Consider the following 18,306-nt stretch of genomic DNA (forward strand, 5'->3'; position numbering starts at 1 on the left):
CCCACCACTAGTGTATCTCTCACCCCGTGCGCGTTGGTGCCACAGCACACCACCCCCCCGCTCGCTCCCACCCTTCTTCCCGCCGCCCTGCCCCCCCCCCCACGGGCGTGTCAGGCGCGGCTGCTGTGCCGGTCCAGGAGGGCCCGGAGCCGGTCGGCGTCGGCCGGGTCGGCGAGGCCGTGCTTGGGCAGATAGGCGAAGCCGGTGCCGGCCCGGCGCGGGGTGAGCAGGACGAAGAGCCGGTCCGTCTCCACGTACCGGGGCAGCATCGCCCAGCGGATGACGGTGTCGGTGTCCCGGGAGGTCCACCGGCCGCCCTCGGCGTCGACGACGACGCGGGCGTCGCCGCCCTGGGCGCGGGCGGCCCGGAGGAAGGCCCTCGCGACGGCCCAGGTCATCAGCCGGACCACCACGATCGCGGCGGTGCCGAGCCCGGCCGTCTCGGCGACGGTCCCCGCGTCCGGCTCGCCCGGGAGCAGCAGCTCCAGGGCGGCGATCAGGAAGGCGAGGACCGCGGCGCCGTACGCGGACCACTTCAGGACCCGCCACCAGGCGGCGGCCCCCAGGGTGACGCGTACCGCCTCGCGCACGTCGTCGGGGCGGGCGGGGTAGGCGAGTTCGACCCGGTCGTGGAGCGCGGAGTCGTCGGAAGTCCCGTTCACGCGCCGGATCGTAGCGTCACCCCGCGCGGCGTCCGGTCACGCCTTGTCGAGGACGGCGAGGTCCGCCGGGTCGACGCCGCCGAAGCGGCGGTCGCGCTGGGCGTACTCGACGCAGGCCCGCCACAGGTCGCGGCGGTCGAAGTCGGGCCACAGCACGTCCTGGAAGACCATCTCGGCGTACGCGCTCTGCCAGATCAGGTAGTTGGAGGTGCGCTGCTCGCCGCTGGGCCGCAGGAAGAGGTCCACGTCCGGCATGTCCGGGTAGTAGAGGTACTTCTGGATGGTCTTCTCGGTGATCTTCGCCGGGTCGAGCCGGCCCGCCTTCACGTCCTCGGCCATCGCCTGCGCCGCGTCGGTGAGCTCCGCGCGGCCGCCGTAGTTCATGCAGAAGTAGAGCGTGAGCCTCGTGTTGTCCTTGGTCTGCTCCTGGGCGACCTGGAGCTCCTTGGCGACCGACTTCCACAGCTTGGGCATGCGGCCGACCCAGCGGACCCGGATGCCGAGCTCGTCGAGCTGGTCGCGGGTCTTGCGGATGAAGTCGCGGTTGAAGTTCATCAGGAAGCGCACCTCCTCGGGGGAGCGCTTCCAGTTCTCGGTGGAGAAGGCATACAGCGAGATCGCGCCGACGCCCATCTCGATCGCGCCCTGGAGCACGTCGAGGACCTGCTCGGCGCCGACCTTGTGGCCCTCGGTGCGCGGCAGTCCGCGCTCCTTGGCCCAGCGGCCGTTGCCGTCCATGACGATCGCGACGTGCTCCGGCACGAGCTCGGTCTGGAGCTTCGGCGGGCGGGCGCCGGACGGGTGCGGCTCGGGGGTCCTGTACTCCCGGCGCTGGCGCCCGAGGAGTCGTGCGATGGCCATGCGATGGATCTCCTAGCTCTTCTCTACGTACCGCAGGGAGCGCAGGCCGCGCTCCAGGTGCCAGTGCAGATAGGCGGACACCAGTCCGCTGCCCTCCCTGACGTGACGCGGCTCGCACGCGTCCGCCGTCGCCCAGTCGCCGGTGAGCAGCGCGCTGAGCAGGCCGATGGCCTCCGCTGAGGGTACGACGCTTCCGGGGACCCGGCAGTCGCCGCATATGACGCCGCCCGCCGCGACCGAGAAGAACCGGTTCGGCCCGTCGAGTCCGCATTTGGCACAGTCCGAGAAGGAGGGCGCGTAGCCGTTCACGGCGAGGGAGCGGAGCAGGAAGGCGTCGAGGATGAGGTGGGGGGCGTGCTCGCCCCGGGCGAGGGTGCGCAGCCCGCCGACGAGCAGCAGGTACTGCTGCACGGCCGGCTCGCCCTCGTGGTCGGTGAAGCGCTCGGCCGTCTCCAGCATCGCGGTGCCGGCGGTGTAGCGGGCGTAGTCGGTGACGATGCCGCCGCCGTACGCGGCGATGGTCTCGCTCTGGGTGCAGAGCGGCAGCCCGCGTCCGACCAGCTCGCTCCCGCGGGCGAAGAACTGGACGTCGACGTGGGAGAAGGGTTCGAGGCGGGCGCCGAACTTGGACTTGGTCCGCCGCACCCCGCGCGCCACGGCGCGCACCCGTCCGTGCCCGCGGGTGAGGATCGTGATGATGCGATCCGCTTCGCCCAGCTTCTGGGTGCGCAGCACGATGCCGTCGTCGCGGAACAGACTCATGGACCCATTCTCCCGTACGCCGGGAGGATCCCGGGCGCGTCCGCGGATCCGGGGCCGGAAGCTTCAGGGGACCTCGCCGCGGCTGCGGGCGTTGGCGTGGGCGGTGGCGGCGCTGAGGCGCTCGGCGGAGGTGGCCTCGCGGACCTCCTCGGGCGCCACGTCCCATTCCCGTCCGCCGCCGAGCGGGCGGATCTGGACGTAGGGGCCCTCGTGGCCCATCACCCTCGCGACCCGCCCGGTGCGGATCTCCACGACGTACGCCCCGATCGGCAGTGTCATGACCGGCCCTCCTCCCCGGCGGTCCGGGCCCGACGGTGCGCCGGGCGGGTCCGCCGTGCGGTGTCCCTTGCGAACGAGCGGCCGAGGGGACGACGGAGCCGCGGGGCCGGACGCCGGTCCCGGGCGGGGGATTCCCTCCGCGCCGTTCCCGCGCATTTCCGGCTCCGTGTGCCGCGCTGCTCCGACTTCCCCCGTGGTCGTTCTCTTCTGGTGTCTTCCTTCACCAACGTATGCCTTTCTGAATCCATTTCCCGCTTCCCCACTCCCGGGTGACCCGCGATCCGTAGAATCGTGGGACGCACCAAGGGAGTTCGGGACGTCCCCGCATGCCACCGGGGCGGGATGTTCGAGCGGAGAATTCGATTCGCGGCCGTCGGGTCGCGCGTGGAATCGGCGAAGTCCCGTAAATCCGGGGGAATCTCGAACGGCCGTGCCGGGGCCCTCGTGGAATTGTTCCCCGGGTCCCCGGCATTCGCTCCGGCGCACGCCGGGGCGCGCGAGGGGAGCGCGCGGATCGGTCCCGCCGGGGCCGGCCGCGCCGGGCCCGGACGTGGTGCCGGGCGGGCCGGTGCCCCTACGATCGGCGCGGGAGCGTCGTCCTGTCGCCCGGCGGCGCCCCGGGACCGACCGACGGCGGCGGAGGAATGCGGACGATGACGGCCACCCCCTTTCTGGTCCTGCGCGGTGGCGAATCGGTTCTCCGCTTCGCGGGCGGGCCGGTGACCCTGCACCGCCCGGACAAGGAACACCACATACCGCTGGCGGCGATCTCCTTCGTGCACGCCGAGGGGCGGTCCGTCGCGATCGTCCTGACGGCGTCCGGGGCCGACGAACCGACGATCTACCGGGTCGCCGGCGTCGACGAGGCCGACGCGCTCGTCTTCGCGGACGCCGTGACCGCGGCCCTCCCGGAGACCCCGGCACCGGACGGCGCCGCGCTCGTCACGACCAGCGCGCCGCACGCGCCGGAGCCCGTCGCCGGCGCCCGCGGCGTCCCCTGGAAGCCGGTCGCGGCCGCCGTGGCCGCGGCCGTCCTGCTGATCGCCCTGGCGGTGTTCGCCACAAGGGGCTGACCCGGGCCCGCTTCCGGCTTTACGATCATGCCCATGCCCATACCCATCGCCTCCCTCCCGGTCCTCGTGGGCCGGGACGGGATCGTCCTGTCCGTCGAGAACGAGGGCCTGGTCCTCGACCTCCCGACGGAGCAGATCGTCTTCACCGCCGACGGCCTCGGCCGGCTTCGCGCCGAGGGCGGGACGGTCCTGATCGAACTGCGGGCGAAGACCGGGGCGACACCGCGCGTCCACCGCATCGACGACGTCGACCCGGACGGGGCGGTCCTCTTCGTCGACACGATCAACGACCTGCTCGCCAACCGGACGGACCGGGACGACGTCGACGGCGCCCGCTTCGCCGCGATCCGCTCACTGGCCCCGCGGTGGCGCCACCGGTTCGCCCGCCGGGTCCGGCGGGGCGTCCTCTTCTACCTGCTCGCGCTGGTCGTGCTCGCGGTGGTCGCCGGATCCCTGGGCCACTGGGACGTCGTCATCGTGGAGATCCCGGTGGGCGGCATCAGCGGGCTGGCGCTCGGATTCGGCGCGTACGGGGTCGGGGACGGCCTGCGCGAGCGATGGCTGCGGCGGCACGGGGTCGCGGTGACCGCCACCCGGGCCACGTCGCCGGGCGCGTACATCTACCCCGACGGGACCGGCGACTACCGGATCTTCGTGCACGGCAGGGCCGGCGCGGCCATCACCGCGTACTACCCGCCGGGGGACCCGGCGGACGTGGACGTGCCCCTGCCGCCCTTCACCCGGCTGGCGAGAACGGTCGGCGGCGGCTTCCTGCTGGCCTGCGGGATCGCGGGCACGGTCGCGCTCGCGGTGCTGACCGTGACGTCGTTCAGCACCTCAGGCGGACTTTGAGAAGTCATAAGCCTGCCTTATGGGGGCATAGACCGGGGTCGGGTACCACTTCGCGCGGAATGTTAATTAGGGTGGCCTAAGTGTCGGCGGCTCCGCCGCACGCCGTATGCGAAGGGAACCCAGTCATGCCCCGCCCCCTCCGGGTCGCGATCGTCGGCGCCGGCCCCGCCGGCATCTACGCCGCCGACGCGCTGCTGAAGTCCGACACCGCCACCGAGCCGGGCGTGTCCATCGACATCTTCGAGCGGATGCCGGCCCCCTTCGGCCTCATCCGCTACGGCGTCGCCCCCGACCACCCCCGGATCAAGGGCATCATCACCGCCCTCCACCAGGTCCTCGACAAGCCGCAGGTCCGCCTCTTCGGCAACGTGAACTACGGCACCGACGTCCACCTCGACGACCTGCGGTCCTTCTACGACGCCGTGGTCTTCTCCACCGGCGCCATGTTCGACCGCGAGCTGAGGATCCCCGGCGTCGAGCTGGACGGCTCCTTCGGCGCCGCCGACTTCGCCTCCTGGTACGACGGCCACCCGGACGTCCCGCGCACCTGGGACCTGTCCGCCGAGAAGGTCGCCGTCCTCGGCGTCGGCAACGTGGCCCTCGACGTCGCCCGCATCCTCGCCAAGACCGCCGAGGAGCTGCTGCCGACCGAGATCCCGGCCAACGTCCACGAGGGCCTGAAGGCCAACAAGGCCGTCGAGATCCACGTCTTCGGCCGCCGCGGCCCGGCCCAGGCCAAGTTCAGCCCCATGGAACTGCGCGAGCTCGACCACTCGCCGAACATCGAGGTCATCGTCAACCCCGAGGACATCGACTACGACGAGGGCTCGATCGCCGAGCGCCGCAAGAACAAGCAGACCGACATGGTCGCCAAGACCCTGGAGAACTGGGCGATCCGCGACGTCGGCGACCGCCCGCACAAGCTCTTCCTGCACTTCTTCGAGTCCCCGGTCGAGATCCTCGGCGAGGACGGCCGGGTCGTCGGCCTGCGCACCGAGCGCACCGAACTCGACGGCACCGGCAACGTGAAGGGCACCGGCGTCACCACCGACTGGGACGTCCAGTCCGTCTACCGCGCCGTCGGCTACCTCTCCGACGAGCTGCCCAAGCTCCCCTGGGACACCGTCAGCGGCACCGTCCCGGACCAGGGCGGCCGGGTGATGGAGGGCGACGAGCACATGGCCTCCACCTACGTCACCGGCTGGATCCGCCGCGGCCCGGTCGGCCTCATCGGCCACACCAAGGGCGACGCCAACGAGACCGTCGCGAACCTCCTGGAGGACTTCGCCGCCGGCCGGCTCCTCACCCCGGCCAGCCCGGAGACCGACGCGATCGTCGCCTTCCTGGAGGGCAAGGGCCTCACCTACACGACGTGGGAGGGCTGGTACGCGCTCGACGCCGCCGAGAAGGCGCTCGGCGAGCCGCAGGGCCGCGAGCGCGTGAAGATCGTCGAGCGCGAGGACATGCTCCGCGCCAGCGGCGCGATCGACTGACACCGGCGGACCCCCGCCGACGAGCGGCCCTCCCCCGCCCGGTCCTACGCTGGAAGGACCGGAAGGGGTGAGGGCCGTGTCCGCACCCGTCGTCGACCGGGCCGGTCCGGCCCGGGACGCGGTGGCCCACGAGCGCTGGGCCGAGGCGTACACGCTGCTGCACGCCCGCGACCGGCACCCCGACGCGGCGCTGACCGCCGACGACCTCGCCGCGCTCTCCGACGCCGCCTGGTGGTCCGGACACCTCGACGAGTCCGTCGCGGCCCGGCTGCGGGCCCACTCCGCCCAGGTGGCCGCCGGCGACCACCGCGGCGCGGGGGCGACCGCCTGGTGGCTCCACGAGGAGTACGCCGCCCTGGGCCGGCCCGCCGTCGCGGCCGGCTGGCTGCACCGCGCCCACCACCACCTGGACGGGCTGCCGCCCTGCCCCGAGCAGTCCCTCCTCGCCTGGACCGAGGCCGAGGCGGCCACCGCACGCGGCGACGGACCTGCCGCCCTGGCCGCCGCCGCCCGGACGACCCGCCTCGCCGAGGACTCCGGCGGCCCCGACCTGCGGGCCCTCGGCCGCCAGGCCGCATCCGCCGCCCTGCTCGCCCAGGGCCGCCGCGCCGAAGGGCTCGCGCTGCTCGACGAGGCCGTGCGCGCGGCCGCCGCCGGCGAGCTGAGCAGCCTCTTCACCGGCCGGCTGTACGACCTGGCCCTCACCGCGTGCATGGAGGCCGCCGACCTCGGACGGGCCGTCGCGTGGACCCGCATCGCGAGGGAGTGGTGCGCCACGGCGGACGACGGCGAGAACCCCTTCCGCGGGGTCCTCCGGGCCCACCGGGCCGCAGTCCTCGACCTGCTCGGCGCATGGACGGCGGCCGAGGACGAGGCGCTGCGGGCCTGCCGGGAGGTGCCGATCGACCGCCTGGAGTCGGCGGCCGCCGCGTACTGCGTCGCCGGTGACGTCCAGCGCCGCCAGGGCCGCCCGGACGAGGCCGCCCGCTCCTACTCCCACGCGTACGAACTGGGCCGGCTCCCCCAGCCCGGCCTCGCCCTGCTGCGGCTCGCGCAGGGCCGCGCGGAGGCGGCGGCGGCCGGGCTGCGGCTCGCCCTGGCCTGCCGGGACGCCGGCCACGGCCCGCTGGTCCGGGCCCGCCTGCTGGCCGCCTCCGCCGAGGTCGCCCTCGCCACCGGAGCCGTACGGGACGCGGCGGACGCGGCGGCGGAGCTCGACGTCCTGGCCGGGGACGTGCCCCTGCTGCGCGCCCTCGCCGACACCGCGGCCGGCGCGGTGGCCCTGGCCGAGGAGCCCGAGGCGGCGCCGCCGGTGCTGCGGCGGGCCCTCGACGGATGGCTGCGGCTGCGGGTGCCGTACGAGGCGGCGCGGGTGCGGATGCTGATCGCTGCGGCGGCTCGGGCGGCCGGGGACGAGAAGGCCGCCCGGTCGGAACTGGCCTCCGCCCGGGACGCCTTCGAGCGGCTGGGCGCCGGTCCGGACGCCCGCCGGGCCGCCGCGCTGCCGACGGCGGCCCCGGGGGCATCGCCCCCGCCGGGCACGACCCGGTCCGCACGGCCCGTCCGGCCCGTCCGGTCGACGGCGAGGGAAGGGGCGGTCAGGAGACGGTGCGCGCGGTGGCGAGCAGCCGCAGGACGTCCTCGGGCGGCAGTCCGAGCGCCGTGCCGACGGTGCCCAGGACCTCCTGCTCGGCCGGGCTGTAGCCGCCGTCGGCGAGCGCGATCCGGGCCGCCTGGAGGAGCAGCGCCTCCCGGCCGGCGGGCTCCAGGTGCGGGGTGAGCGGGGCGACGGCCTCGTGGATCTCGATGGCGAGGAGGGCGCCCTCGGGGTTGATCTCCGGCATGAAGCGTCCGGTGTCGGCCTCCAGCGCCTCGACCAGGTCGACGAGCTGGACGGCCGTGCAGTCGGCGTAGCCGGCGGACCGGACGGCGTGCACGGCCCGGTCCAGGACCTCGCGGGAGCCGGTGCCGCCGGCCGCGAGCACGGCCAGGGCGACGGTGTGGACGGCGTCCCGCAGCATCCCGGAGAAGCGGCCGGTGGTCGGCCGCTCCAGCACCTCGGTGCCGAAGTGGGTGTGGCAGGCGGCGCACTCCACGACCGGCCCGGTACAGCCCCGGGGCAGCAGGGGGACGCCGAGGACGGCGAACCGGCGCCGGCCGGTGCGCCGCCGGTAGTTGCGGTCGCCGCCGCACTCCTCGCAGAAGAACTCGCCGTCGCCGATGGTGTTCCAGGAAGTGCGGATGCCGCAGACGGTCAGCTTCCCACCACGTGTTTTCCGGGCAGAACGCACGCGCACCTCCTCAACGGCCCGGCTGCACTGCCGGTGCGTTGGCGTGATGTTAGCCACATCCATGATGTGGCGTCAGCACCTCGTCCGTACTTCGCACCGGATCTGGCCGAGACACGACACCGGGGTTTCAGGCCCGGCGGCGGCGCTTCGCGAAGGCCAGGAAGCCTCCGCCGAGCAGCAGGGCGCCGACGGCCGCCCCGATGACGCCGGGCCCGATGGCCGAACCGGTCGTCGCGAGATCACCCTCCGGGGTGGTCGCGGAGGGGGCGGGGGTCGCCCCGGTCTCCTCGGGGGCGGCCGGCGGCGCGGTGCTCTCCGCCGGGGTGTCCGAGGGGGTGTCCGAGGGGCCGGCGGAGGGGGTGGACGAGGGCTGCCCGGTGGGGGTGGCGGAGGGGCTGCCGGTCTCCTGCGGGGCGGGCGCGGTGGTGGACGGCGTCGCGGTGGGCGCGGGGGTGTCGGTCGGCTTCGGGGGCTCCGGGGTGACGACCGGTCCGGGGGTGGTCACCCGGGGCAGGCAGCCGGTGAAGTTCATCTGGTGGGTCTCGGCGCCGGGGGCGGTGTCGAGGGACTCGGCGACGAGGGAGCCGTTGATGTGGCCGCTGGTCATGGTGACGGCGGCGCGGGGCGCGAGGATCGCGCCGGGCCAGGCGGAGGAGTTCTTCCTGAGGGTCTCGGCCTGCGGGAAGTTCCACAGCAGCTTGGACCGGATGCTCTTGTGGCCGTCGGTGTGCCGGTCGTAGTCGTCCTGGACGTACGCGCCGCCCTCCGAGATCCAGACGCCGGAGGTGGGCTTGGCGCCCATGTCGTACGAGGTGCCGATGACGTTCACGAGGGTGGAGGAGCCCACCGGGACCTTGAGGTAGATCTCGCCGGCCTTCTCCAGGTCGGCGGCGCTCACGGCGAAGACGTTCAGCTCCGCGTCGGTGCCGGTGAGGTAGAGGCTCCGGCCGTCCTGGCCGCCGGCCGCCTCGCCGTTGGGCCGCTCGCCCGCCCAGCCGGCCGAGAGGGTCCGCAGGTGGGCGAACTCCTTGCCGAAGTCGACCGGGGACGGGCCCTCGGTGATCGGGCCGTCGACGCCGAAGCCGCCGTCCGCGGCGGAGGCGTCCACGACCTTGCCGGCCGTGCCCGAACCCTTCACCAGGACCACGCCGTTGGCCTTGAGGGTGCCGCCGACGACGAGGCTGTGACCGCCGGGCAGCCGGGCGAGGTCGGTGTCGGAGAGGCGGGAGCCGACCGAGAAGCCGGACGCGTCCGGCGTGCCGAAGGTCGCGTCGCCGCCGACGGCCACCGCGCCCTCGGAGTCCGCGTGCCGCACCGAGTCCCGCTCCACGAACTCCGCGTACAGCCCGGCGGTGCCGAGCGGATCCACGACGCATTCCGGGCCGGCGGCGGAAGCGGTGGGGGCCCAGGCGAGGGCGGCTCCGGTCACCGCGAGGACGGTGGCCACGGAAGCGGACGTGCGCATGCGGAACTCCAGGTCAGGGAGTACGGGGGAGGGATGGTCCGTACCATCCGCCAGACCTTGATGTGCCGTCAACCACCCCCATATGACACCGATTCCGGCATGTCCGCATGATCTTCCTTAAGCGAGCCTGAAACCGTGACGCACCTCACACGCGAAGGCGCCCCGCCCCCTCTCGGAGGGGCGGGGCGCCGGGCGCTCGCGAGGTCAGCGGGCGGAGCGGTTGACCGCCGAGACGACCGCCTTCAGGGAGGCGCGGGTGGTGTTGGCGTCGATGCCGATGCCCCACAGGACGCGCCCGTCGATGGCGCACTCGATGTACGAGGCGGCCTGCGCGGAGGCGCCCTCGCTCATGGTGTGCTCCTGGTAGTCCAGCAGGCGGGCGTCCACGCCGACCGACTGCAGGGCGGCGAAGAAGGCGGAGATCGGGCCGTTGCCGGCGCCGGTCAGGACGGTGTCGACGCCGTCGACGACCGCCTCGACGCGCAGGGTGTCGGTGCCGTCGGTGTCCGAGGTGGACTGGCCGGAGCGCAGCTGGATGCGGCCCCAGGCGTTGTCCGGGTTGGGCAGGTACTCGTCCTGGAAGACGGACCAGATCGCGGCGGGGGTGACCTCGCCGCCCTCGGCGTCGGTCTTGGCCTGGATGATCCGGGAGAACTCGATCTGCATCCGGCGGGGCAGGTCCAGCTTGTGGTCGTTCTTCAGGACGTAGGCGATGCCGCCCTTGCCGGACTGCGAGTTGACCCGGATGACGGCCTCGTAGGAGCGGCCGACGTCCTTGGGGTCGATGGGCAGGTACGGCACGGCCCACTCGATGTCGTCGACGGTGACGCCCTTCGCGGCCGCGTCGGCCTCCATGGCGTCGAAGCCCTTCTTGATGGCGTCCTGGTGGGAGCCGGAGAAGGCGGTGTAGACCAGGTCGCCCGCGTAGGGGTGGCGCGGGTGGACCTCCATCTGGTTGCAGTACTCGCTGGTGCGGCGGATCTCGTCGATCTGCGAGAAGTCGATCTGCGGGTCGACGCCCTGGCTGAACAGGTTCATGCCCAGGGTGACCAGGTCGACGTTGCCGGTCCGCTCGCCCTGCCCGAACAGGCAGCCCTCGATGCGGTCGGCGCCGGCCATGATGGCCAGCTCGGCGGCGGCGACGGCGGTGCCGCGGTCGTTGTGCGGGTGGACCGACAGGCAGACGTACTCGCGGCGGGTCAGGTTCCGCGACATCCACTCGAAGCGGTCCGCGTGCGTGGACGGCGTCGAACGCTCCACGGTGGCGGGCAGGTTGAGGATGATCTCGCGGCCGGGGCCGGGCTGCCAGACGTCGCAGACGGCCTCGCAGACCTCCAGGGCGAAGTCCAGCTCGGTGTCGGTGAAGATCTCCGGGCTGTACTGGTAGCCGAAGGTGGTCTCCGGGCCCAGCAGCTTCTCGGCGTACTCCATCACCAGGCGGGTGCCGTCGACGGCGATCTGCTTGATGTCGTCCTTGGAGCCGCGGAAGACGACCCGGCGGAAGGTCGGAGCGGTGGCGTTGTACAGGTGGACGGTGGCGCGCTTGGCGCCGACCAGGGACTCCACGGTCCGCTCGATCAGGTCCTCGCGGGCCTGGGTCAGGACGGAGATGGTGACGTCGTCCGGGATCGCGCCCTCTTCGATGATGGAGCGGACGAAGGCGAAGTCGGTCTCGCCGGAGGACGGGAAGCCGACCTCGATCTCCTTGTAGCCCAGGCGTACCAGCAGGTCGAACATCTCCCGCTTGCGGGCGGGCGACATCGGGTCGATCAGGGCCTGGTTGCCGTCGCGCAGGTCGGTGGAGAGCCAGCGGGGCGCCTTGGTGATGCGCTGCTCGGGCCAGGTGCGGTCCGGGATCTCGACGGCCTCGTACCGGCCGTACTTGTGGATCGGCATGCCGGACGGCTTCTGCTCGTGCGTCGCGTTGGTGATCGGCGTCGGACGGCTGACGAACGGAGACTGGGACATTGCGTAGGGCTCCTCGGGGTCCTGAGTGGGACGGCCGACTGTCGAACGCAACACCGAAACCCGCGGGGAGGGGGTCGGCCTACGACTACAGGCCCTCGCCGCGGCAGCTAAGGAGAAGCAGCCCGAAACGCATGATGTGCGTCACCATAGCCCAGGCCCGGGGAAGGCGGACGTCCTGTTCCAGTATGCGGGACGGCCGTGTCGTCAAGGCCGAAAGGTGACCCATCACTCCATTTCGCCAATCCCTGTCACATCTCGTGACAGTCGCGTCGCGCAGTGCCACATTGCCGGGTATGACCTCCCCCTTCTGCACGATCGTCCCGCCCCACCTGCTGGAGCACCTGGCCGCCTCGGCGAACCCCGCGGTCGCCGCGGCCGCCCGCCGCACCCTGATCGCGGACGCCTCGGCCCGCACGGCCCGGGTCCTGCCGCGCACCGCCGCCGCGCCCGCCGTCGCGCCGGCGGAGCCCGCGGCGCCGCGCCGGACCGTGTACGACGCGGAGCGCCGCACCGCGCTGCCCGGGGTGAAGGTCCGCGACGAGGGCGAGGAGGCGACGGCCGACGCCACCGTCAACCGCGCCTACGCGGGCCTCGGCGCCACCTTCGCGCTCTTCCGGGACGCCTTCGGCCGCGACTCGATGGACGGGGCCGGGCTGCCGCTGCTCGCGACCGTCCACTACGACGAGAAGTACGGCAACGCCTTCTGGAACGGCGAGCAGATGGTGTTCGGCGACGGCGACGACGAGATCTTCCTCGACTTCACGCTCCCGGTGGACGTCATCGGCCACGAGCTGGCGCACGGTTTCACCCAGTACACGGCGAACCTGGAGTACTTCAGCCAGTCCGGCGCGCTCAACGAGTCCGTCTCCGACGTCTTCGGCTCCCTGGTGAAGCAGCACGCGCTCGGCCAGACCGCCGACCGGGCCGACTGGCTGATCGGCGAGGGCCTCTTCCACCCGGACGTGGAGGGCACGGCGCTGCGCTCCATGAAGGCGCCCGGGACGGCGTACGACGACGACGTGCTCGGCAAGGACCCGCAGCCCGCGCACATGGACGACTACGTGCGCACCAGCCGGGACAACGGCGGGGTGCACATCAACTCCGGCATCCCCAACCACGCCTTCTACCTGGTGGCGACCGAGCTCGGCGGCCACGCCTGGGAGCGGGCCGGGCTGATCTGGTACGACGTCATGACAAGTGGAGCGCTCGCCCCCGAGACCCGCTTCGCCGAGTTCGCGGCGGCCACGGTGGCGGCGGCGAAGGCGCGGTACGGCGACGCGGCGGAGATCCAGGCGGTCATGAAGGCGTGGGCGGCCGTGGGCGTACCGACCGACTGAGCCGGCTGGTAGACAGGGCCCATGCGGATTCGAGTGCGGCGCACGGGTGGTTTCGCGGGCATCGAGCGGTCGGCGGAGGTGGAGGTCTCGGGCCCCGAGTGGGAGTCCCTGGCCTCCGCCGTCCTCGCGGGCCCGGAGGCCGGCCGGGGCGTCCCGGACGGCTTCGCGTACGAGATCACGGTCGACGGCCGGACCGTGCGGTGCGCGGACCCGCACCTCACCGACGCCCAGCGGACCCTCGTGACGAGGGTCCTCAAGGAGGGCGCGTGAGCTAGCGGCCGAAGAGGCGGCCCAGGAAGCCGGACTTCCGCTCCTCCGGGGGGCGGGCGGGCCCGACTTCGAGCTCCCAGGCGCCGTCCCCCATGACGACGCCCAGGACCAGGGGCCCCTCGGGGAGCGGCTTCGCCTCCTTCGGGCGCCGGCCCGTCTCGCTCGCCAGGATGGCCGGGTACGGGGCGGGGGCGCCGGGGCGGCGCGGCTTGTGGCCCTCGATGCGCAGCCACCCGGTCCCTTCGTCCGGGCGCATCCGGGAGACCAGCTCGCCCGCGGGCCCGGTGTGGAGGAGGACGTCGGAGCCCTGCCCGGCGGCCGCCTCGCCGAGCATGCGCGCCGCGCTGAGTGGCCGGATCACGACCACCCACTCGTCCCAGTCCTGGCACACGACGGTGAAGCGCAGGGGGTACAGGTTGTCGCACCACATCACCCGCCGGTCGACTCGGTGGGGCGGGAAGCTCCTGGCGAGATGGACGGCCTCCTTGCCGTTCCAGTCGACGGAGTCCATCCAGAAGATGCCGGAACCCTTCCGGGCGACGTCGACCAGGACGTAGCCGGGCGGGACCGTCTCCTCCATGGCGAACTTCGCGTCGCCCCTGCCGGTGTACACGATGTCCTCGAACTCCCCGCCGAGGATCCCGGCGACCGCGGTCCTCCCGGGGGACGGAGCGGGTGAGCCGGCGATCAGGTCGGTCCACCATCCGCCGGCCGCGAGGTCGATCCGGTGCGGGGGCCGCGCGCGGTCCTCCCCCGGCGAGTCGGCGCCGACGGCCGGTGCGCCGTCCGCGGCGGAGCCCGTACCCGAGCCCGTACCCGAGCCCGAGCCCATACCCGAGCCGGCACCCGAACCCGTACCCGTACCCGCGCCCGACGACTTGCCGACGCCCGGGATGTCCAGCGGAACCGGTCCGGCCTGCCCTGTCTGCCCGGGGTCCGGCAGGTCCTCCCCCTTGCTGATCTGCGTCACGGCGTCATGCTGACACGCCGTCCCCCGAATGGTCGACGGTCGGGTGCGGCGGGGCCGGGACGCCGAGGCCGGTGAAGGGGGTGACGAGGAGGGCGTACTGCTCCGGGGGGAGCATCCCGCGCTTGAGGACCGCGCGGGTGGCGATGCAGATCGCGGACTTGGCGTCGGAGTGGAGCCCCGCGAGGTGGCCGTCCAGCTCGTCGGCGCGGGGCAGCAGCGCGCCGCGGACCCGGTGCGTGAGCGCCGAGTCCTGCGCCGCCGACGGCCGCGCCGCGCGACTCGCCTCCCGGCCGCCCCGGGACCGGTCCTCGACCATGCGGTCCCAGGCGGTGGCGAGGGCGGCGGGCGGCAGGGCGACCGCCGCGTCGACGAAGCGGACGGTCGCGTCGTCGAGCACGGTCAGAAGCCCAGGCGGCGGAGCTGCTTGGGGTCGCGCTGCCAGTCCTTGGCGACCTTGACGTGCAGGTCGAGGAAGACCGGGGTGCCGAGGAGGGCCTCGATGTGCTTGCGGGACTTCATCCCGACCTCCTTCAGGCGGCTGCCCTTGGGGCCGATGATGATGCCCTTCTGGCTGGGGCGCTCGATGTACACGTTGGCGTGGATGTCGAGCAGCGGCCGGTCGGCGGGGCGGCCCTCGCGCGGGATCATCTCCTCGACGACGACCGCGATGGAGTGCGGCAGCTCGTCGCGTACGCCTTCGAGCGCGGCCTCGCGGATCAGCTCGGCGACCATGACCTGCTCCGGCTCGTCCGTGAGGTCGCCCTCCGGGTAGAGCGGCGGGGACTTCGGGAGGAGCGGGATGAGCAGGTCGGCGACGAGCTGGACCTGCTTGTCGCCGACGGCGGAGACGGGCACGATCTCCGCCCACTCGATGCCGAGCTCGCGGCCGAGCTGGTCGATGGCGATCAGCTGCTCGGCGAGGGTCTTGGAGTCGACCAGGTCGGTCTTGGTGACGATGGCGACCTTGGGGGTCTTCTTGATCTCGGCGAGCTCCTTGGCGATGAAGCGGTCGCCGGGGCCGAGCTTCTGGTCGGCGGGCAGGCAGAAGCCGATCACGTCGACCTCGGCCCAGGTGGTGCGGACGACGTCGTTGAGCCGCTCGCCGAGGAGGGTGCGCGGCTTGTGGAGGCCGGGGGTGTCGACCAGGATCAGCTGCGCGTCCGGGCGGTGCACGATGCCGCGCACGGTGTGCCGGGTGGTCTGCGGCCGGTTGGAGGTGATCGCCACCTTCTGGCCGACCAGAGCGTTCGTGAGGGTGGACTTGCCCGCGTTGGGGCGCCCGACGAAGCAGGCGAAGCCCGCCCGGTGGGGGGCGGTGTTCTCATCGGTCTCTTCACTGCGCACGCTCATGGGGGCCATTGTCCCCGATGACGGGCCGCGTCACGTACTCAGTGCCCGGCTCACCGTCCCGGCCGGGCCCGGCGGCGCCGGATCCGCCATCCGGCGAGGCCTCCGGCGGCGGCCAGGAGCAGCACGGTGGCGGCGAGCCAGGGCAGGGCGAGGAAGCCGACGCCGGCGCTCACCCGGACGTCCTTGGCGGTGGCGACGAGGGTCAGCTCGCCCCAGTCGAGCTGCGGCGAGCCGATCCACCGCTCGGTGAGCCGGATCCGCTGCCGGGGCAGCAGCTCGGACGGCACCTGGGCGAGGTCGCGGTCGAGCAGGGTGCGGCCGAAGAGCCCCTCGGCGGTGAGGACGACCTTGGGGTCGAGGGTGACGTTGCCCCGGTTGTGGAGGGTGTACGAGAGGACGGCGGTGGAGTCCCGGGTGCCGGGGACGACCGGCCGGTCCTGCTCCAGGGTGACGTCCTCGACGGCGAGCGCGGGCACGGCCGGGCCGCTGACCTTGAGGTAGACGCGGGCGCCGACGGCCCGCTGGATCCCCATGGCGACGGAGCCGCCGCCGGGGGTGATCCGCTCGTCGAGGGCGACGACGGCGCCGGGGTGGTCGCCGGGGTCGGCGTCGGCGGGGACGGTGAGGGTGAAGGGGACGGTGACGGCGGAGCGGGCCGGGACGGTGACCCTGGTGCGCGCGGGTTCGATCCAGGCGCCGGCGCCGGTCTGCCGCTCCTTCAGGGTGCGCAGGGCGAAGCCGCCGTCGCGCTCGGTGTTGTAGGCGTCGGCGCCGTAGAGCCGGAAGGTGAGCGGGGCGGCGGTCTTGTTGGTGACGGTGACCCGGTCGCGCAGGGTGGCGCCGGGGTCGGCGGTGAGGAAGAAGTAGGGGCGTTCGCCGAGGCGGGCGGCGGCCGGGTAGACCGCCCACTCGCCGTTCTCGGCGGCCTGGGCGGCCGGCGCCCCGAGGAGCAGCAGGGCGGCGCTCAGGAGGAGGACGTACAGCTTGCGTCGCACGGTGCGGAACCCCCGGGGGTGCGGTCGGGAGGGACGGGAGACGGCCTCGGGGCCGGCCGGGGGTGCGCCCGGCCGGCCCGTCGGCCGCGGTCAGGACAGCGTCAGCGTCAGGACGCCCGCGTAGCTGCCGGGGGCGGTGAACGCCGGGACGTCCAGCGCGAGCTGGGCGTCGAGGGTGAACTCGCCGCCGGTGAGCGTGCCGTTCGCCGTGGAGGCGAGGGTGGCGCCGGCGCCGACGGGTCCGGCGGAGCCGGCCGTGCAGGCGCTGGGGCTGCCCTCCTTGGCGACGCAGGCGGGGGTCCAGCTGAGCCGGTCCGCGCCGATGGCGCCGCCGGGGCCGGTGAAGTCGGTGACCTTGCCGGTCACGGACCAGCCCGCGGGGCCGCCGCGGAAGTCCTTGACCGTCACCGTCTGCAGGGCGCCGGTGGCCGCGCCGCCGGTGCCGAAGTCGACCGCGGAGAGCGCGACGGCGTCGCCGGCCTGGGTCATGGACAGTTCGCCCGCGGTGACCGAGGCGGTGATCCGCTGGCTGTTCGGCGGGGGCGGGGTGTCGTCGACGACCTGGTACGCGACCGGGCCGGCGCCCTTCTCGGCGTTCCAGGATCCGCCTTCGTACGCCACGATCCCGGTGGTGGCCAGGTCGTTCACCTTGAGCCGGGCGACGAAGCCGCCCGCGCTGTCGGTGGTGACGGTCATCCGGTCGGCGGTCTCCGCCGCTCCGGCGCGGGCGGCCACGGTCACCTCGGTGAGCGGGGTGAACTTGGCGCCGGTGACGGTCACCCGGACGCCGGGGGCGCCGGAGGTGGCGCCGAGTTCGAGGGTCCGCTCGTTGGGCACGGTCTGGTCGCCGGCCTGGACCGTCTCGGAGACGGGGGCGGGCGGGTTGAGGACCGTGCAGGGGGTGTCCAGCTCCATGATGTAGCTGGTGTGGATGTTGTAGTCGCCCGGCGAGAGGGTGATCGCGCCGGGGGCGGTGACCGTGAAGCTGCCGGTCATGGAGAAGCCCGGGAAGGCGCCCTTGCCGGGGACCGGCGGGTTCTTCTTGGGGCCGGTGACGCTGACCGCGCCGGTCTGGGCTCCGCCGAGGACGACCTTGCCGGTGGGGGTGAGGATGTCGGCCGGGAGCGCGAGGTCCACCGGGTTGGACGCGGCGGGCTTGGTGATCGAGTAGGTCACGCTGACCGTGTCGCCGACCTTGGGGTTGGCGTTGTCGACCGAGATCACGGCGGTGGTGACGCCCTCGATGGGCGGGATGCCGGCGATGGGCGGCGGGACGCAGCGGGTGGGGAATTCCACCGACTGCCCGGTGCCGGACGCCTGCGCCGGGGCGGCGAGCGCGCCGCCGGCCGCGAACGCGAGGGCGGTGGCGCCGAGGACGGCGGTCCAGCGCCGTCTTCGGGCCGCCGCCCGGGTTCGGGTGAATGCCATGTGAGTGCCCCCTCCTGAGGGTCGAGAGGGCGCCATTGACGGCTGGGGGGCGAGAGAAGTCAATAACGACGGAACCCATCGACTGATGACCCATCAGATCGTGTCAAGATCGGCCGATGTACCGACTTCTCCGGCATGTCGGCGGGCATGCCGAGGACCGGGGGGGCGGCCCCGCCCGCGCCGCGGTCGGGGTGGGGGGGGTGATTGCGGGGCTGAAGATGTTGGATAGCTGTTAGAAAAACCGGCGCGG

The 18,306-nt window shown here is 73.4% G+C and carries 17 protein-coding genes; 5 read left to right on the plus strand and 12 right to left on the minus strand.

The annotated features are described in order from the left end of the window. Window positions 1–110: 110 nt before the first annotated feature. The 4 genes from ACFW1I_RS07730 to ACFW1I_RS07745 form a co-directional block, all read right to left on the minus strand. Window positions 111–662, minus strand: coding sequence for a YcxB family protein (locus tag ACFW1I_RS07730; RefSeq protein ID WP_384667139.1), 552 nt, complete (start codon window positions 660–662; stop codon window positions 111–113). A gap of 36 nt (window positions 663–698) precedes the next feature. Continuing rightward, complete coding sequence (locus ACFW1I_RS07735; protein ID WP_384667141.1) at window positions 699–1,523, minus strand: isoprenyl transferase; 825 nt, start codon at window positions 1,521–1,523, stop codon at window positions 699–701. 12 nt (window positions 1,524–1,535) lie between these two features. Continuing rightward, window positions 1,536–2,285 carry a DNA repair protein RecO gene (recO, locus tag ACFW1I_RS07740; RefSeq protein WP_031005024.1) on the minus strand — a complete coding sequence of 250 codons (750 nt, stop codon included), beginning with the start codon at window positions 2,283–2,285 and terminating at the stop codon, window positions 1,536–1,538. A gap of 63 nt (window positions 2,286–2,348) precedes the next feature. Next, window positions 2,349–2,564 (minus strand): hypothetical protein, encoded by a 216-nt coding sequence (locus tag ACFW1I_RS07745; protein ID WP_031005026.1) that lies wholly within the window; start codon window positions 2,562–2,564, stop codon window positions 2,349–2,351. A gap of 653 nt (window positions 2,565–3,217) precedes the next feature. Here ACFW1I_RS07745 and ACFW1I_RS07750 point away from each other — a divergent pair. The 3 genes from ACFW1I_RS07750 (at window position 3,218) to ACFW1I_RS07760 (ending at window position 5,982) form a co-directional block, all read left to right on the plus strand. Continuing rightward, the gene (locus ACFW1I_RS07750) at window positions 3,218–3,637 is read left to right on the plus strand and encodes a hypothetical protein (protein WP_384667145.1); all 420 of its coding nucleotides are present in this window, start codon (window positions 3,218–3,220) and stop codon (window positions 3,635–3,637) included. 33 nt (window positions 3,638–3,670) lie between these two features. Continuing rightward, window positions 3,671–4,489: a hypothetical protein gene (locus tag ACFW1I_RS07755; RefSeq protein WP_384667148.1), complete on the plus strand. Its 819-nt coding sequence runs from the start codon at window positions 3,671–3,673 to the stop codon at window positions 4,487–4,489. A gap of 125 nt (window positions 4,490–4,614) precedes the next feature. Continuing rightward, a complete protein-coding gene (locus ACFW1I_RS07760) occupies window positions 4,615–5,982 on the plus strand; it encodes an FAD-dependent oxidoreductase (protein WP_384667151.1) in 1,368 nt (455 codons plus the stop codon). Between the two features lie 1,598 nt (window positions 5,983–7,580). Here the strand turns inward: ACFW1I_RS07760 and ACFW1I_RS07765 are convergent. The 3 genes from ACFW1I_RS07765 to leuA form a co-directional block, all read right to left on the minus strand. Continuing rightward, entirely contained in the window at window positions 7,581–8,273 is a 693-nt protein-coding gene (locus ACFW1I_RS07765; protein ID WP_384667154.1) for a TerB family tellurite resistance protein, read from the minus strand. 127 nt (window positions 8,274–8,400) lie between these two features. Continuing rightward, a complete protein-coding gene (locus tag ACFW1I_RS07770; RefSeq protein ID WP_384667157.1) occupies window positions 8,401–9,738 on the minus strand; it encodes a choice-of-anchor A family protein in 1,338 nt (445 codons plus the stop codon). A 204-nt stretch (window positions 9,739–9,942) separates the two neighbouring features. Then, window positions 9,943–11,706, minus strand: a complete 1,764-nt coding sequence (leuA, locus tag ACFW1I_RS07775; protein WP_384667160.1) for a 2-isopropylmalate synthase — start codon at window positions 11,704–11,706, stop codon at window positions 9,943–9,945. A 293-nt stretch (window positions 11,707–11,999) separates the two neighbouring features. On the opposite strand from leuA, the gene ACFW1I_RS07780 reads away from it, so the two are divergent. Continuing rightward, window positions 12,000–13,043, plus strand: a complete 1,044-nt coding sequence (locus ACFW1I_RS07780; protein WP_384667163.1) for a M4 family metallopeptidase — start codon at window positions 12,000–12,002, stop codon at window positions 13,041–13,043. A 21-nt stretch (window positions 13,044–13,064) separates the two neighbouring features. Beyond that, on the plus strand, window positions 13,065–13,313 hold the full coding sequence (locus ACFW1I_RS07785) for a protealysin inhibitor emfourin (RefSeq protein WP_384667166.1): 249 nt from the start codon (window positions 13,065–13,067) through the stop codon (window positions 13,311–13,313). Between the two features lies 1 nt (window position 13,314). On the opposite strand, the gene ACFW1I_RS07790 is transcribed toward ACFW1I_RS07785, so the two are convergent. From ACFW1I_RS07790 to ACFW1I_RS07810, 5 genes are all read right to left on the minus strand, one after another. Further along, window positions 13,315–14,283, minus strand: a complete 969-nt coding sequence (locus tag ACFW1I_RS07790) for a hypothetical protein (RefSeq protein WP_384667169.1) — start codon at window positions 14,281–14,283, stop codon at window positions 13,315–13,317. Window positions 14,284–14,287: 4 nt separating this feature from the next. After that, window positions 14,288–14,680, minus strand: coding sequence for a hypothetical protein (locus tag ACFW1I_RS07795; protein ID WP_384667172.1), 393 nt, complete (start codon window positions 14,678–14,680; stop codon window positions 14,288–14,290). 2 nt (window positions 14,681–14,682) lie between these two features. Continuing rightward, window positions 14,683–15,642, minus strand: a complete 960-nt coding sequence (gene era / locus ACFW1I_RS07800) for a GTPase Era (RefSeq protein ID WP_319013913.1) — start codon at window positions 15,640–15,642, stop codon at window positions 14,683–14,685. A 41-nt stretch (window positions 15,643–15,683) separates the two neighbouring features. Then, complete coding sequence (locus ACFW1I_RS07805) at window positions 15,684–16,628, minus strand: WxL protein peptidoglycan domain-containing protein (protein ID WP_384667176.1); 945 nt, start codon at window positions 16,626–16,628, stop codon at window positions 15,684–15,686. A 90-nt stretch (window positions 16,629–16,718) separates the two neighbouring features. Continuing rightward, on the minus strand, window positions 16,719–18,056 hold the full coding sequence (locus ACFW1I_RS07810; RefSeq protein ID WP_384667179.1) for a beta-xylosidase: 1,338 nt from the start codon (window positions 18,054–18,056) through the stop codon (window positions 16,719–16,721). Window positions 18,057–18,306 lie beyond the last annotated feature (250 nt).

It is taken from the genome of Streptomyces sp. NPDC058955 (assembly GCF_042741435.1).
GTDB lineage: Bacteria > Actinomycetota > Actinomycetes > Streptomycetales > Streptomycetaceae > Streptomyces.

Excerpts from the sequence above, each read along its gene's own strand:
- ACFW1I_RS07735 (WP_384667141.1), bottom strand. The coding sequence starts at position 1,523 with ATGGCCATCGCACGACTCCTCGGGCGCCAGCGCCGGGAGTACAGGACC.
- recO (WP_031005024.1), bottom strand. The coding sequence starts at position 2,285 with ATGAGTCTGTTCCGCGACGACGGCATCGTGCTGCGCACCCAGAAGCTG.
- ACFW1I_RS07745 (WP_031005026.1), bottom strand. The coding sequence starts at position 2,564 with ATGACACTGCCGATCGGGGCGTACGTCGTGGAGATCCGCACCGGGCGG.
- ACFW1I_RS07750 (WP_384667145.1), top strand. The coding sequence starts at position 3,218 with ATGACGGCCACCCCCTTTCTGGTCCTGCGCGGTGGCGAATCGGTTCTC.
- ACFW1I_RS07755 (WP_384667148.1), top strand. The coding sequence starts at position 3,671 with ATGCCCATACCCATCGCCTCCCTCCCGGTCCTCGTGGGCCGGGACGGG.
- ACFW1I_RS07760 (WP_384667151.1), top strand. The coding sequence starts at position 4,615 with ATGCCCCGCCCCCTCCGGGTCGCGATCGTCGGCGCCGGCCCCGCCGGC.
- ACFW1I_RS07770 (WP_384667157.1), bottom strand. The coding sequence starts at position 9,738 with ATGCGCACGTCCGCTTCCGTGGCCACCGTCCTCGCGGTGACCGGAGCC.
- leuA (WP_384667160.1), bottom strand. The coding sequence starts at position 11,706 with ATGTCCCAGTCTCCGTTCGTCAGCCGTCCGACGCCGATCACCAACGCG.
- ACFW1I_RS07780 (WP_384667163.1), top strand. The coding sequence starts at position 12,000 with ATGACCTCCCCCTTCTGCACGATCGTCCCGCCCCACCTGCTGGAGCAC.
- ACFW1I_RS07785 (WP_384667166.1), top strand. The coding sequence starts at position 13,065 with ATGCGGATTCGAGTGCGGCGCACGGGTGGTTTCGCGGGCATCGAGCGG.
- era (WP_319013913.1), bottom strand. The coding sequence starts at position 15,642 with ATGGCCCCCATGAGCGTGCGCAGTGAAGAGACCGATGAGAACACCGCC.
- ACFW1I_RS07810 (WP_384667179.1), bottom strand. The coding sequence starts at position 18,056 with ATGGCATTCACCCGAACCCGGGCGGCGGCCCGAAGACGGCGCTGGACC.